At 30.4% G+C, this 14,618-nt stretch carries 13 protein-coding genes and 1 tRNA gene; 5 read left to right on the forward strand and 9 right to left on the reverse strand.

Annotated features, from left to right (window positions below):
- Nucleotides 1-8: 8 nt before the first annotated feature.
- The gene (purM, locus tag L8W40_RS01615; RefSeq protein WP_263664503.1) at nt 9-998 is read left to right on the forward strand and encodes a phosphoribosylformylglycinamidine cyclo-ligase; all 990 of its coding nucleotides are present in this window, start codon (nt 9-11) and stop codon (nt 996-998) included.
- A gap of 269 nt (nt 999-1,267) precedes the next feature.
- Here purM and L8W40_RS01620 read toward each other — a convergent pair whose 3' ends face one another.
- The 7 genes from L8W40_RS01620 to L8W40_RS01650 form a co-directional block, all read right to left on the reverse strand.
- Entirely contained in the window at nt 1,268-4,648 is a 3,381-nt protein-coding gene (locus L8W40_RS01620) for an autotransporter outer membrane beta-barrel domain-containing protein (RefSeq protein ID WP_263664504.1), read from the reverse strand.
- A gap of 295 nt (nt 4,649-4,943) precedes the next feature.
- Entirely contained in the window at nt 4,944-5,597 is a 654-nt protein-coding gene (sodB, locus tag L8W40_RS01625) for a superoxide dismutase [Fe] (protein ID WP_263664505.1), read from the reverse strand.
- A 68-nt stretch (nt 5,598-5,665) separates the two neighbouring features.
- Complete coding sequence (nrdG, locus tag L8W40_RS01630; RefSeq protein WP_263664506.1) at nt 5,666-6,175, reverse strand: anaerobic ribonucleoside-triphosphate reductase activating protein; 510 nt, start codon at nt 6,173-6,175, stop codon at nt 5,666-5,668.
- Nucleotides 6,147-8,426, reverse strand: coding sequence for an anaerobic ribonucleoside triphosphate reductase (locus L8W40_RS01635; RefSeq protein ID WP_263664507.1), 2,280 nt, complete (start codon nt 8,424-8,426; stop codon nt 6,147-6,149). The genes nrdG and L8W40_RS01635 overlap by 29 nt, the downstream gene beginning before the upstream one ends.
- Nucleotides 8,427-8,558: 132 nt before the next feature.
- Entirely contained in the window at nt 8,559-9,173 is a 615-nt protein-coding gene (locus tag L8W40_RS01640) for a BspA family leucine-rich repeat surface protein (RefSeq protein ID WP_263664508.1), read from the reverse strand.
- Nucleotides 9,174-9,390: 217 nt separating this feature from the next.
- A tRNA-Glu gene (locus tag L8W40_RS01645) sits at nt 9,391-9,465 on the reverse strand.
- A gap of 69 nt (nt 9,466-9,534) precedes the next feature.
- The gene (locus L8W40_RS01650; RefSeq protein ID WP_039617114.1) at nt 9,535-10,293 is read right to left on the reverse strand and encodes an exodeoxyribonuclease III; all 759 of its coding nucleotides are present in this window, start codon (nt 10,291-10,293) and stop codon (nt 9,535-9,537) included.
- A gap of 99 nt (nt 10,294-10,392) precedes the next feature.
- Between L8W40_RS01650 and L8W40_RS01655 the strand changes: the two genes are divergently transcribed.
- The 4 genes from L8W40_RS01655 to pyrC are packed head-to-tail and all read left to right on the forward strand — an operon-like array spanning nt 10,393 to nt 13,527.
- On the forward strand, nt 10,393-11,940 hold the full coding sequence (locus L8W40_RS01655; RefSeq protein ID WP_263664509.1) for a phosphoethanolamine transferase: 1,548 nt from the start codon (nt 10,393-10,395) through the stop codon (nt 11,938-11,940).
- Complete coding sequence (locus L8W40_RS01660) at nt 11,940-12,311, forward strand: diacylglycerol kinase (protein ID WP_263660393.1); 372 nt, start codon at nt 11,940-11,942, stop codon at nt 12,309-12,311. Before L8W40_RS01655 ends, L8W40_RS01660 begins: the two co-directional genes overlap by 1 nt.
- Entirely contained in the window at nt 12,296-12,526 is a 231-nt protein-coding gene (locus tag L8W40_RS01665) for a helix-turn-helix domain-containing protein (protein ID WP_012660796.1), read from the forward strand. Before L8W40_RS01660 ends, L8W40_RS01665 begins: the two co-directional genes overlap by 16 nt.
- Before the next feature lie 8 nt (nt 12,527-12,534).
- Nucleotides 12,535-13,527 carry a dihydroorotase gene (gene pyrC / locus L8W40_RS01670; RefSeq protein WP_263664510.1) on the forward strand — a complete coding sequence of 331 codons (993 nt, stop codon included), beginning with the start codon at nt 12,535-12,537 and terminating at the stop codon, nt 13,525-13,527.
- A 9-nt stretch (nt 13,528-13,536) separates the two neighbouring features.
- Here pyrC and L8W40_RS01675 read toward each other — a convergent pair whose 3' ends face one another.
- Both L8W40_RS01675 and L8W40_RS01680 read right to left on the reverse strand, forming a co-directional pair.
- Nucleotides 13,537-14,235 (reverse strand): class I SAM-dependent methyltransferase, encoded by a 699-nt coding sequence (locus tag L8W40_RS01675; protein ID WP_263664511.1) that lies wholly within the window; start codon nt 14,233-14,235, stop codon nt 13,537-13,539.
- Complete coding sequence (locus L8W40_RS01680) at nt 14,235-14,582, reverse strand: Fur family transcriptional regulator (protein ID WP_220566989.1); 348 nt, start codon at nt 14,580-14,582, stop codon at nt 14,235-14,237. The genes L8W40_RS01675 and L8W40_RS01680 overlap by 1 nt, the downstream gene beginning before the upstream one ends.
- Nucleotides 14,583-14,618 lie beyond the last annotated feature (36 nt).

Here is a 14,618-nt window from a genome sequence, read left to right on the forward strand (position 1 = left end):
GAAGATAAATGAATATAAGCTATGAAGATGCTGGCGTAAGTATAGACAATGGTAATACTTTTGTAGAAGCAATTAAGCCTTTAGTAAAAGAAACTTTTAATGAAAATGTTTTAGGTGGCATAGGTTCTTTTTCAGGCGCTTTTGCCATGCCAAGTGGTTTTAAAAATCCTGTCATGCTAGCAGCAACAGATGGGGTAGGCACAAAGTTGCGTCTTGCTATTGATAGTCAAAAATTTGACACAATAGGCGAAGATTTAGTAGCAATGTGCGTGAATGATTTAATTTGCAATTTTGCTACACCTTTGTTTTTTCTAGACTATTATGCAAGTGCAAAGTTAGATGTAGAAGTAGCTAAAAAGGTTGTAGCGGGGATTGCTAATGGTTGTAAAAAAGCAAATTGTGCCTTAATAGGCGGAGAAACTGCTGAAATGCCTGGAATGTATCATAACAATGACTTTGACTTAGCAGGTTTTTCAGTGGGCATGGCTGAAAAAGATGAAATAGATAGAAGAAATTTTGTAAAAAATGGAGATATTTTACTAGCTTTGCCTAGTAGTGGGCTTCATTCTAATGGATATTCTTTAGCTAGAAAAGTATTATTTGAAGCACAAAAGCTTAAATTTGATGATAAAATAGATGGTAAAAATTTAATCGATATTTTACTTGAACCTACAAGAATTTATGTAAAAGACTTTTTAAAATTAAAACCCTTCATCAATGCACTAGCTCATATAACAGGTGGTGGTTTGGTAGAGAATTTACCTAGAGTTTTCCCAAGAGGAATAGGTGCTATTATTAGAAAACATCATCTAAAAACTCCTGAAATTTTTTATCAAATAGGCCAAAGCGTAGAAGAAGCTGAAATGTATAGAAGCTTTAACATGGGTGTGGGCTTAGTTATGGTGGTAGATCCATCTAATGTAGGAAAAGTTTTAGAGAACTCAGATGCTTATGTAATAGGCGAAGTTGTGCTAAATGAAGGGGTTGTTTTAGAGTAATTAACTCCCTAGAGTTTGCTAATAAATCACATTGAGCTTAAAAATAAGCTTAATGTGATAGAGTGTATTTAATAAGGAGTTTATTGTTTTTAAATTATTTATAATACTAAAAACTTTTATAGTTTTTATATTCAACATTGGCGCATTCTTAACTTTATTGTACCAATTGTGCTTTTTTAAATTTTTATTTTGTCATTTTATAATCTGTTTTAAGCAAACTCTGGGCAATTAATTAAACACTAAGCCTTAAAAGGCTTAGTTAATCATTATTAAAATATAAAGTCAAACTGTAAAAATCCCGTATGCGAATGAGAATTATTTGCAAAAGTTCCATTATAATTAAATGACATTTCTAAATCTTCTGCCAAAGAAAAAATCAAAGACGCACTGGCATATTGATAAGTTCTTGGCAAATCTAAGGTTTCGCTTGCTTTTAAGTTTGCAAAATTTACTCTTGATTCTACTTCAGGATTAAAATTAATTCTTGCACCTGCTTCAAATGAAGTGCTAATTTGCGGATGCCATTTATTAAGCCATTTAAGAGATGCCGTACTTGAAAATAGATTTAATTCACTCTTATAATATCTTTCATGATTTAATGCTCCATCTCCATGCATGCTGAAAGCTTTTGTGAAACCACCTTCATAGTTTAAAGACACCTCAGGAGTAATTATATTATCTGCCCCATCTAAATAAAAATTCATACCAGTTCCAATACTTGCTCCATAACCATAGGTATCTGTATTACCATTAGCCTCTCTTTTTCCTTTATCAACAAATTTTTGCACATCATTTTTGGTATATGCTGCTTTGGTATGGAATTTAAAAAAGGCTTCTTTTATCTCATCTTCTAATAAAATATTAGAATACTTCAAACCAGCATACACTGTTTGCATTTTTAAAGAGAAATAATCTTTAGTATCCATATTAGCCTCTTCGGTTCCTACATAAGCTCCTAGCATACCTATATCTTTTAAAGTATGAAAGCCAGCCACTATACCTTTGGTATGTCCTTTAGAATAATCATTTGTTCCTAAAAGCTTAATGCTATTAGATGAAAAATAAGGCAATACAAAGCCGTGATAATGCTCATCTGTATCAAAACCTACTAAGTCTTTATTTGTTTTATGATTATTGTGTATTCTTGCATGTTTGTAAGCCATTCTTGATGCATCATCTAAAACAGTATCAAGGAAGAATGATCTCATCATATAAGTGTTAATTATTGTTTGAGCCATAACCGAACCCACTCCAGCACTTACATCTGCTAAGGTTTTATAAGTTCCTGAAATTGGATCATATACTAGATTTAATAAATCATTGTTTGAACCAACATTACCTACTCCTATGTTACCACCACTACCAGTATTATTAACTATATTGTCAGGATTGATAGGTTTGCTTGCATCAAAATTTGGATCTGAAGTATCTACTGTGATATTATCTATATTTGTAGAACCACTTCCATTTCCACCTACATTAATAGCTCCATCAAAGCTACCATCTTCATTTGGTTTTACTATCCAATCTCCTACATTTACATTACCATTACCATTATTAGTAATGTGATTACCATCTTTATCAGGTTTAACTGTACCTTGGTTATCTATATTAACATCATTATTACCATTATTAACTATACCACCGCCGATATTACCATTGGAACCATTTGAAATAGAAGTATTACCACCGCCACTACCTACAGTGATAGAACCTCCCAAATCTCCATCATTTTTGATTTCTAAATCACCGTTGTTATTCTCAATAGAACCGCTGATAGAACCACTATTGTTAATTGAGCCTAAATTACCATTGTTTGTAATATCTCCACCTATATTACCATGACCACTATTGATAATCTTATCTACAGAAGAATCTTTACCTATAGATACATCCCCTGTAATTTTTCCATAATCATCATTAATGATATTACCTACTTTTGAGCCATTATCAACGCTAACATTACTGCTAATAAGCCCATTACCAGAATTAGAAATATTAGTAACTTCGCTACTATTATCAACTTTAATACCACCAGTAATCTCTCCTTGCCCAGCATTGATGATGCTTCCAACTATACTTCCATTATCAACGCTAACATCTCCTGAAATTTTACCAGTAGAAACTCCATTATTATAAAAAGAACTTGCCAAAGCACCATTGATAATATTCTCAACTTTAGAGTGATTATCTACTTTTACACTACCACTAATCTCTCCACTTCCAGCATTGATGATACTATCTATCTGTCCTTTATTATTAACCTCTATAAAACCCTCTATTTTACCATTATCTTGATTTATTATACCACCTACTATAGAAGAGCCTTCTCCATCCACTTTTATAGTTCCGGTAATCTTAGCATTATCTTTATTTAAAATACCAGTAACCACACCGCCACTACTGATTAAAATAGATCCGCCTATATTAGCATTATCAGCATTTATAATACCAAATCCATTCTCACCACCTGAGATCATACCTTTCTCTTTAACCTCTATAGTTCCTTTTAAAGCAGATCCTCTGCTTAAATAAATTCCAGCAATTCCACCATGTATTGCAGAATTTTCTCCAGCTATAGTTGTGTTTTGATTTAAATATGCGTGATCAAAATACATCCCATAATCACCACCATATACCACGCCACCATTTTTTATAGATATATCGCTTGTAGTAGAACCTGTACCTAAGAAAACACCACTTTCTCCTCCATAAATGCTACCATTATCAACATATAAATATCCTAATTTTTGCCATTGATTTACAAATATGCCATAATTTCTAGCATCTATTACACCACCATCTTTAATATTTAAGGTTCCAAAAGAACCATAAGATACAGAAATTCCATCGTTTTCTGCTTTTATGGTGCCAGTATTGGTGATATTTTCTATTTTACCACCACCTTCTAGCTTAATTCCTGCACCCCCAATATCAGTCTCCGTAGAAATTATATTACCAGAATTGTTTATAGTTCCAATATCTCCTTTCCATAAAAATACACCTCTAGCTCCACTAATAGTTCCGGAATTAGTTAAAGTTTCTATTTTTGCACTTGAACTTAAAGTTATTGCACCATAACTACCCATACCTTCAATATTTCCTTGATTATCTAAATGAGTAATAGTCCCGCTTACGCCAATTTTATTAATATACCCTTTATTAATAATAGCGTCTACTTTGGAGTTATCTTTTAATTGTATACCATCTTGATTGCCACCAATTATAGTTCCAGTATTTTCTATTGTACCGACACTAGAGCCAGTTTGAAGATCAATACCATTCCAAGTAGTACCTGTTATACTACCAGAGTTTTTTATACTATCAATACTAGAATTTTGTCCAATATTAATACCATTGCTACCACTAATAGTACCTTTGTTATCTATAGCATTAGCATTAGCATTAACATTAACACCAAAATCACTAGTTGTAGTAATACCACCGCTTTCTTCAATCACCAAGGTTCCATCAGAACCTATGGTAACCGGACCATTTTGACTACTATTAATAGTACAAGTATCACCATTACAGCCACCACCACTAATATTTTTTGAATTTTTTACTTGTTTGGCTTTAGTGTTTTTAACACTACTATTAGAATTTTGATCATTTATAGTTACTATACTAGCATTAGCACAGGTTACCAAAAAAGATATAGTCGCTAAAGATAAGAAAGTTTTTTTAACAAAAGAAAGATTATTGTTTAAATAAGATGATTTTAAAGTGGGATTATTTTCGCATACCCCCCCCCATAAAATAAGACATTAAAACTCCTTGATTTATTAAAATTTTTTTGTAATGATAAAAAATAATTATTAATATTTTTTAAATATGATAGTGCTTTTGTTAATTATTTGTGTAAATTAGGATATTTTTATTGTTGTTATTCTTAAGATAATTTAGCTTTGATTAAAAAAAGCCTCTTAAAAATAAGAGACTTTTTTATTTTATAGGATGAAGTTCATTTGCATAAAAGCTTACTGAATTCATACCTTCTTTGATAGCCCATTCATAAGCTTTTGCTACAAATTCCCAGTTAATGTGTGCGTAGAATTTGTCTAAATACGCAGGGCGTGCATTACGGTGATCTACATAGTAAGCATGCTCCCACACATCAACCACTAAAAGTGGAACTTTACCTTCAGTGATAGGTGTAGCAGCATTGCTTGTAGCTACTAATTCTAATTTTTGATTTTGAGTGTTATAAACTAGCCAAAACCAACCAGAACCAAATACTCCTGTAGCGCCTTTGATAAATTCTTCTTTTAAATTTTCCATAGAACCAAAGTCTTTTTCAACTGCTGCTTTAAACTCATCACTTAAAGAACAGCCACAGCCACAGCATGTTTTTGGCTTAATGCAGTCAAAATAAAAGTCATGATTATACACTTGAGCAGCGTTGTTAAAAATTCCGCCATTTGAGTTTTGTATGATATAAACTAAATCTTTTCCTGCAAATTCAGTATCTTTAATAAGATTGTTTAGGTTGTTTACATAAGTTTGATGGTGTTTGCCATGATGAAATGCAAAAGTTTCTGCACTCAAAAAGTCTCCAAAAGCGTCTGCTTCATAAGGTAGTTTTCTTAATTCAAACATATTGTTCTCCTTTTTTTAAATTTTATAGCATTCTAACATAGTTAAGTTAAAAAAGACTAAATGAGTCTTTATTTTTCAAAAAGTATTACTTTGCCTTGTTCTAAGCTTTTTGCTACATCGATAATGCGTTGGTTTTTACTACCTTTAAATTTTAAAGATAAGTCTTTTTGCTCTAAAATAAACTTCCCATCTATCAAAACATCAGCCAAGATAAGCAATTCTTTCATAGCTTGCTCTTGCAATAGCTCTTCATAAGTAAAACCTGTATATATAGTAAGATCAAGCCCTAAAGCCTTAATGTGTTTTGCTAGAATACTTAAATTTTTTGCTTGTATAAAAGGCTCCCCGCCACTAAAAGTAACACCTTGGAGCAAAGGATTTTTACAAATATCATCATACAAACTTGCTAAATCTTGCAAATATCCTTTGTTAAAATCATGTGTTTGTGGATTATGACAACCTTTGCAATGATGAGGGCAGCCTTGAGTAAAAATCACGTAACGCAAACCATAGCCATCGACTATGGATTCTTTTATGACACCGGCTAATCTAAGAAAAATCGTGTTTAATTCTTGCATGAACTTCAGCTTTTTTAGCGTCATTAAAACGATCAAGCGTTCCTACTAAATAGCCTGTGATTCTTCTTATGCGTTCAAATTTAATATCATCTTCTTTTCTATGGCACTTTGGACAAAACTCATCTATCACACCACTATAACCACACACTGGATCCCTATCTAACGGGAAATTAATCGAGCCATAGCCTATATTGCTTTCTTTCATACATTTTACAATGCGTTCAAAACTTTCTAAGTTTTTACTCACATCACCGTTTAATTCTACATAAGTAATATGCCCACCATTATTTAGCTCATGATATGGGGCTTCTATTTGAATTTTTTCATATATACTAATAGGAAAATCTACAGGAATATGGAAAGAATTAGTATAAAAATCTTTATCGGTTATGCCTTTTAAAATGCCGTATTTTTTTTGATCTAGTTTTAAAAATCTTCCACTTAAACCCTCAGCTGGGGTAGCTATGAGTGAAAAATTCAGTTTGTCTTTGAGTGATTTTTCATCGACAAATTCACGCATAAAACGCACGATTTGCAAACCTAAATCCCTTGCTTCTTGACTTTGTCCATGATGAGAACCTACTAAAGCTATTAAACTCTCACAAAGTCCTATATAACCTATAGCCAAAGTCCCGTGTGCTATGATTTTTTCTACGCTATCATTTTCTTTTAAAGAATCTGAATCTATCCAAATTCCCTCGCCCATTAAAAATGGGAAATTTTTAACCTTTTTTAAACTTTGAATTTTATATCTATGAAGTAATTGCTCATACACAAGCTCTAATTTTTCTTTTAAAAGTGAGTAAAAAAGCTCTAAATTTCCTTTGGCTTCTATGGCTAAACGCACAAGGTTTATACTTGTAAAGCTTAAATTTCCCCTGCCACTTGTGATTTCTTTGCTCTCATCATAAACATTTGCCATAACCCTAGTTCTACAACCCATATAAGCTACTTCGCTATTATAATCACCCTTTTTATAGTATTTTGCATTAAAGCTTGCATCTAAAAAGCTAAAATTTGGAAAAAGTCTTTTAGAAGCACATTCTATAGCGAGTTTAAAAAGCTTGTAGTTTGGATCTTTTTCATTATAATTAATACCTTCTTTTACTTTAAAAATTTGCACAGGGAAAATTGGTGTTTCACCATTTCCTAAGCCTTTCATCGTGGCTTTGAGTAAATTTTCTATTACCATTTGCCCTTCAAAAGAAGTATCAGTACCATAGTTTAGCGTGCTAAAAGGCACTTGAGCTCCTGCTCTTGAGTTCATAGTATTAAGATTATGCACCAAAGCTTCCATAGCTTGAAAAGTCGCATCTTGGGTTTGCTTTAATGCTCTTTTGTAAGCATAAGCATTTGCTTGTTTTAAAAAATTCTCATCACTATTTAAATCAAGCTTTAAAAGCTCTTTAAAGCATTCTTTTTCGCTTGAAACTTGAAAATTAGCATTTTTAAAGCATTGCTCGTCTAGGTTTTGTTCTAATTTTATTTCAAAAAAAGCATTTATAGCCTTTTTATACTCTTTTTGAAAAGTCTTTGCCACACCCTTTGCCATAGCAAAATCAAAATTTGGTATAGATTGACCTCCATGCATTTCATTTTGATTAGCCTGTAAAGCAATGCAAGCTAAAGAAGCATAAGATCTGATATCATTTGGCTCACGCAAACTTCCATGTCCAGTGCTAAAACCATTTTCAAAAAGCTTTAACAAGTCTATTTGACAACAAGTTTGTGTTAGCATATAAAAGTCTTTATCGTGTATATGTATATCGCCATTTTTATGTGCATTTGCGATATGTTTTGGTAAAATACACTCATCTACATAGTATTTTGCTCCTTCTGAACCATATTTTAACATCATACCCATAGCACTATCTGAGTTGATATTAGCATTTTCTCTTTTTAAATCAGCTTCTTTGGAATCTTTGAAGGTTAAATCATCATACAAATTTAGCAAATCATAGCTACCATTGCGGATTTGTGTTCTTTTTTGGCGGTATAATATATAAGATTTTGCAGTATTGATTAAAGCATTTTTTATTAAAACCTCTTCAACTTTATCTTGAATTTGTTCTACCTGTGCATGATTTTCATCAAGCAAAGCTACAACCTCATCACAAAGCCTACCTAATTCATCATTTTCTAATTTTTTATCAGTAGAGTTTATATTGGCTCTAAAAATAGCATTTTTAATTTTAAAAATATCAAATGCAACTTGACTTTTATCTCTTTTTGTAATAAATTTTATTTTCATGTAAATTTTCCTAAAAAATAATCTCTAGAAGCTAAAAAATAACGCTTTATGAAGATAAGTTTAGTACAAAAACTTGATGAAAAACTTAAAAAGACAAAAGAAAAATTCACACAAAAATTGTGTGAATTTTGTTTATTCTAACTCTATACCTTTTACGGTATAAATTTTATCAATACCACGATTTCCAAACATTTTTTCAGTATTACAATCCTTTTGGATATTCCACTCATCTAGCTCATGATGGAAATTTTTGCAATTGTGAAAAAGATATGCCATAGTAATTACATTTTGCACATCCCAATTCACAACACTATGCTCATACGCATGACAGTTTTCAAAACAATGTGCCATTCTAGTAGTATTTGAAGTTTTCCAATGCAATAAAGAATGATTGAAATTAACACAATTAAAAAACATATAAGACATATCTTTTAAATTTTGAGTATCCCATTTTGATAAATCTTGATTAAAATTTTTGCAGTTAAAAAACATACTTGCCATATTTTCAACTTTAGAAACATTCCAGCGTGACAAATTTGCATTAAAACTTTCGCAACAATAAAACATATAAGACATATCTTTAGCATTTGATACATCCCAATGTTCAATACCTAAAAAATCCAATCTTTTAGAATAATAAAATACATAAGAAAAATCATCAATCAAAGATACATCAATATCTCTTAGAGAAATTCTTTCATTATGCACCAAATTCATTAACTCATTTTTGCTTTTAGGTCTATACATTTTGTCCTCCTTTTTGTATATTTTAAAAAACAAGTGTGAAGTCAATGTAAAAATTTACAAATTATTAATAATAACTTTCAATATATTAATAATAAGTATTTTAAAATAAACTTAATTTAAATAAGAGAAAGCAAATAAAAAATATTTAAATTAAACAATGTAACTTTTTGTAAAATATGACAATGATTATCAAAAAAAGTGGATATAAAATAGTAAGTGGTGACCCATACGAGACTCGAACTCGTGTTACCGCCGTGAAAGGGCGATGTCCTAACCGCTAGACGAATGGGCCATTTTGCAGTTTTAAGATGAAATTATAACAATTTTTACTTAATAATTATTTAAGGCATTAAAAAATACCTTAAATATCGATTTCTATCCCTACAGGAGCATGATCTGAACCAAAAATATCATCTCTTATGAAGGCATTTTTAAGCTTATCTTTTAAGCCATTAGAAATGAAAAAATAATCAATCCTCCAGCCTACATTTCTTTCTCTTGCTTTCATTCTATAACTCCACCACGAATACTTTTCTTTAACATCGCCATTTATATGTCTAAAAGTATCTATAAAACCTAATTTTAATAAATCATCTATCCAAGCACGCTCAATCGGTAGAAAACCTGAAGTTTTTTCATTAGCTTTTGGGTGGGTTAAGTCTATCTCACGATGTGCGGTATTAACATCTCCACAGATGATAATTTCTTTACCTTCTTTTAAAAGTTTATCTAAATACACTAAAAAGTCATTATAAAATTTCATTTTAAAATTCAAACGCTCTTCATCTTTTTGACCATTTGGAAAGTAAATATTAAACAAAACTACATTTTTAAAGCTATGCTCTAAAACTCTACCCTCATCATCATCAAAAAACTCACATTTTTTGACTTCACAATCAAAATTACACAAGCTCATTACACCTGAATACCCTGCTCTTTTAGCACTATTTGAATACATATGTTTAAAAGGATATTCATAAATTCTTTTTGGAAATTTATCCTCGTGTGCTTTGATTTCTTGAAAGCCTATAAAATCAATTTCTTCTTTTTCAATCCAATCAAGTGCATTTTTATCACAAATTGCCCTTAGGCCATTTACATTCCATGATAATAATTTCATAATTTAATCCTTAAACTTACAAAAAGCAAAATCATACCATAAAGATATTAAGTTAACCATTTTTATTTATAATTAAATCTTTAATTTTGAAAGGATTTCATGAAATTTTTTAATATATCGTGGCTTAAATTTATTATTTTGAGTGCTTTTTATATAACTAGTATCAATCTGAAATTGTTTTCTTATATTCACGAAAATTTACATCCTCATAATAATGATATTTCCATTATTTTATATATAATTATATATTTTGCACTATTAGTTGGAATTTTCGCTTTATTATTTTTGCCTTATCTTAGCAAGATTTTAATGATTTTTTTAATAGGTGTGAGTTCAATTAGTAGTTATTTTATGATCAATTATGGTGTTATTATAGATCATGATATGATTAGAAATGCTATGCAAACTGATCAAAAAGAAGTACGCGATCTGATTAATTTTAATATTTTTGTTTATATATTTTTTACTTTTGTGATTCCAGCATTTTTAGTTATAAAAGCTAAAATAGAATATCACAATATCAAAAAACATTTAATCATTAAATTTGGCACTTTAGTTGTTGCTTTATTTGTTGCTTTTGGATTGCTTGGAATTTTTTCAAAAAGTATTGTACCATTTTTAAGAACTTATAATGAAGTAAGAGTTTATAACACTCCTTTTTATCAAATTTATTCAGCAATTAAATATATAAAATTAGAAGTTATTCCAGAAAAAGAACTTCAAAAGATAGCTTTAGATGCGAAAATGGAAAAAGACTTAAACAAAACTATGATTTTAGTCATAGGGGAAACCGCTAGAGCAAATAACTATTCTTTGGGTAGTTATACCAAAAATGATACTAATTTTTACACCAAAAACGAACCTAATTTAATATATTTTGACAATGTAAGCTCTTGCGGGACAGCAACTGCTAGAAGTTTACCTTGTATATTTTCAAGACACAAAAGAGCTACTTTTGACAATAGTCTTTATGAAGAAAATGCTTTAGATATTTTACAAAGAGTTGGAGTTCAAAGTGTTTGGCTTGGAAATAATTCTGGAGGTTGCAAAGGAAACTGCGATCGTATAGCACATAAATTGATTTCAAAAGATTATGATGAGAGTTTACTTGAGCTTGTAAAAGAACAATTACAAAATCCATCTTCAAGTAAAATCATAGTCGTTCATTTGCAAGGTTCTCATGGACCAGCTTATTTTAAGCGCTATCCAAATGAGTTTAAAAAATTTACGCCAACTTGCGATACAAATGAATTACAACAATGCTCGCAAGAAGAATTAACTAATACCTATGACAATACTTTACTTTATACAGATTTTATCATCAAAAGTCTTATTGACTTATTAAAGCAAAGTCCTGCACAAAATGCCTCATTGTTGTATGTATCAGACCATGGAGAAAGTTTAGGAGAAAATGGAATTTACCTTCATGGAATGCCCTATTTCATAGCACCAAAAGAGCAAACTCATGTTCCTATGATTCTTTGGAGCAAAGATAATAATTTAATCCAAGAATTACAAAAAAAGAAAGATTATAAATTATCTCAAGATAATATTTTTTCAAGTTTATTAGGATATTTTAATGTCCAAACTAAAGAATATGAAGAAAACTATGACTTATATAGTAAAAATTTAAAGGAAAATCCTTAATGAAGCCAAAGTATTCTTTATTTAAAAATGCAAGTTATGCCTTTAGTGGCATTAAATTCTTGCTTAAAGATGAAATGGCTTTTAGAATAGAATTTGCCATTATCTTACCTTTGATTTTTGTAAGCTTTTTTTTACCTGTGAGTTTTTTAGAACATTTTGTGCTTATTTTAGTATTAGTTTTGATTTTAATTATAGAAGCATTAAATTCTGCTATAGAAGCTTGCGTGGATCTTTACACGAGCGAATTTCACATCTTAGCTAAAAAAGCAAAAGATTGTGCGAGCGCTGGGGTGTTTTTTAGCGTTGTTTTGGCTATAATTACTTGGAGTTTTATTCTTTTTAATATGGCTAGAGAATGGATGATAAAGTAAAAACACTATGCATAAAAATCTTTGGTAAAAAACGCTTTGAAATTTTAGAATTTTTAGCCCTTCATGCTAATGAAGATGGCTTTGTCTTTGCAAATATCGAAGAACTTTCTAAAAAGTTAAACATCAGCAAACCAACCATCATTTCTACTTTTAAATTTTTAGAAGAAAAAGCTTTGCTTGAAAAGCTCAAAAACGGCTTATATAAACTCAAATAGGAGATAAAATGACACTTAAAAACCCTTTGGATATGCATTTACATTTACGCGATGAAAGCATGCTTGAACTTGTAGCTCCATTTAGCGCAAAAGACTTTAAAGCGGGAGTTATCATGCCAAATTTAATCGCTCCGCTTACTGAAATAAACGCATTAAAAGCTTATAAAGAACGCATTTTAAAAGCATGTAAAAATGAAGATTTTACGCCTTTGATGACTTTATTTTTTAAAGACTATGATGAGCAATTTTTAGAAAAAGCTAAGGATGAAATTTTTGCTATCAAACTTTATCCTGCAGGCATAACTACAAATTCAGATAATGGAATTTCAAGCTTTGATATAGAAAAGTTAAAACCTACACTAAATGCTATGAGTGAGCTTGGCCTGCCTTTACTTGTACATGGAGAAACAAATGATTTTGTAATGGATAGAGAGGCAAATTTTGCTAAAATCTATGAAAAATTAACTAAAAATTTTCCAAAATTAAAAATTGTAATGGAACATATTACCACTAAGGTTTTGTGTGATTTATTAAAAGATTATGAAAATTTATACGCAACTATCACTTTACATCATTTAATGATAACCCTTGATGATGTAGTAGGTGCTAAGATGGACCCACATTTGTTTTGCAAACCTATTGCAAAACGCTATGAAGATAAAGACGCTTTATGTGAGCTTGCTTTTAGCGGCTATGAAAAGGCTATGTTTGGAAGTGATAGCGCACCTCATCCTTTGCATACTAAAGAATGCTGCGGGTGTGCAGCTGGCGTATTTAGCGCACCGGTGATTTTACCTGTATTAGCTGAACTTTTTGAAAAACACTCAAATGAAGCAAATTTACAAAAATTTATTTCAGATAATGCTTGTAAAATCCATAATCTTAAATTTGAAAAAGATAAAATCATCACTTTAGAAAAACAAGAATGGCAAGTAGCGCAAAAATACGGCGATGTGGTGCCATTTATGGCGGGAAAAACTTTAAATTTCAAGGTTATTTAGCCTTGAAATTTAATCAATAATCAAAAGTTTTATCTTAGCTTCTATAATCTCTTCTACCTCATCTTTTACAAAGCTTTCTAACTCTTGTTTGTTTGCATTAATGCCATTCATACTCAAATGCCATAAAGCATTTTCTATCGCACTATCTTTATCTCTTTTTACTACTCTAGTTTCATTAAAAATTTCACTCTCATAAGAAATATTTTGCGCATTTAAAAAACTTTGTAAATCCTCTTCATAAAAACCTTTAAAATGCGTGTTAAAATGCTCAAATATAGGATCTAAAAAGCTACTTTTGCGCCTACTCGCCCAGCCTAAATACACTTTTTTAGAAGCTAAGTTTAAAAAAGCTTTATAGTCTTTTTCATTTTGCAAAGCAGGAGACATACTCAAAAAGGCTAAATCAAAATTTGTGTTATTGTTTTTATAAAAGTTTTCAAAGTCTAAATTTAAAGTTTTTATATTTGATATAGCATGAGTTTTTGCATCTTCTTGTAAAATTTCAAGCATAGCACTAGAGCTATCTACACCCAAAACACTTTTTGCTTTTTGTGCTAAATGCAAAGTCCAAACACCACTTCCACAACCTATATCCACCACGCTTTTATCTTGTAAAGACCCAAGTTTTGCAAAAGTAACTTTTTGAATTTCGTTTAAGTTAGAACTATATCTTGCATAGCTTTTTGCTTTTTTATTCCATAAATTCATTATTCATTCTCACATTTTTGGCAAATTCCTTTAATCACAACACTTTTTATAATCCCTTTAATTTCAGGCATTTTTACATCACTAATCTCATGACATACATCGCATATAAAATGTGCTTTAGCATGATCTGCTAATTCATAAAAACTTTTGCGATCAAGTTGACTTTTATTAACAATACCCTTTTTTTCAAAAAGCTCCATATTTCTATAAAAGCTAGTTTTATTTGCTTTGAGATTAAATTGATCATAACTTAATGGGGTTTTAGCAAGAGATAAAATTTGCAAGATTTCCACTCGTAAAGTTGTCATAGAAATATCATGTTTTTTTAATAAATCAATAGCTTCCATAATTCTACCTTAGAAAATAAATGTATTTTACCACAA

The sequence above is a fragment of the Campylobacter sp. IFREMER_LSEM_CL1846 genome (assembly GCF_025772105.1).
In the GTDB taxonomy this organism is placed as follows: Bacteria; Campylobacterota; Campylobacteria; order Campylobacterales; family Campylobacteraceae; genus Campylobacter_D; species Campylobacter_D lari_D.

Excerpts from the sequence above, each read along its gene's own strand:
- L8W40_RS01640 (WP_263664508.1), bottom strand. The coding sequence starts at position 9,173 with ATGTATAGACCTAAAAGCAAAAATGAGTTAATGAATTTGGTGCATAAT.
- sodB (WP_263664505.1), bottom strand. The coding sequence starts at position 5,597 with ATGTTTGAATTAAGAAAACTACCTTATGAAGCAGACGCTTTTGGAGAC.
- L8W40_RS01665 (WP_012660796.1), top strand. The coding sequence starts at position 12,296 with ATGGATGATAAAGTAAAAACACTATGCATAAAAATCTTTGGTAAAAAA.
- nrdG (WP_263664506.1), bottom strand. The coding sequence starts at position 6,175 with ATGCAAGAATTAAACACGATTTTTCTTAGATTAGCCGGTGTCATAAAA.
- pyrC (WP_263664510.1), top strand. The coding sequence starts at position 12,535 with ATGACACTTAAAAACCCTTTGGATATGCATTTACATTTACGCGATGAA.
- L8W40_RS01655 (WP_263664509.1), top strand. The coding sequence starts at position 10,393 with ATGAAATTTTTTAATATATCGTGGCTTAAATTTATTATTTTGAGTGCT.
- L8W40_RS01680 (WP_220566989.1), bottom strand. The coding sequence starts at position 14,582 with ATGGAAGCTATTGATTTATTAAAAAAACATGATATTTCTATGACAACT.
- L8W40_RS01675 (WP_263664511.1), bottom strand. The coding sequence starts at position 14,235 with ATGAATTTATGGAATAAAAAAGCAAAAAGCTATGCAAGATATAGTTCT.
- L8W40_RS01635 (WP_263664507.1), bottom strand. The coding sequence starts at position 8,426 with ATGAAAATAAAATTTATTACAAAAAGAGATAAAAGTCAAGTTGCATTT.
- L8W40_RS01650 (WP_039617114.1), bottom strand. The coding sequence starts at position 10,293 with ATGAAATTATTATCATGGAATGTAAATGGCCTAAGGGCAATTTGTGAT.
- purM (WP_263664503.1), top strand. The coding sequence starts at position 9 with ATGAATATAAGCTATGAAGATGCTGGCGTAAGTATAGACAATGGTAAT.
- L8W40_RS01660 (WP_263660393.1), top strand. The coding sequence starts at position 11,940 with ATGAAGCCAAAGTATTCTTTATTTAAAAATGCAAGTTATGCCTTTAGT.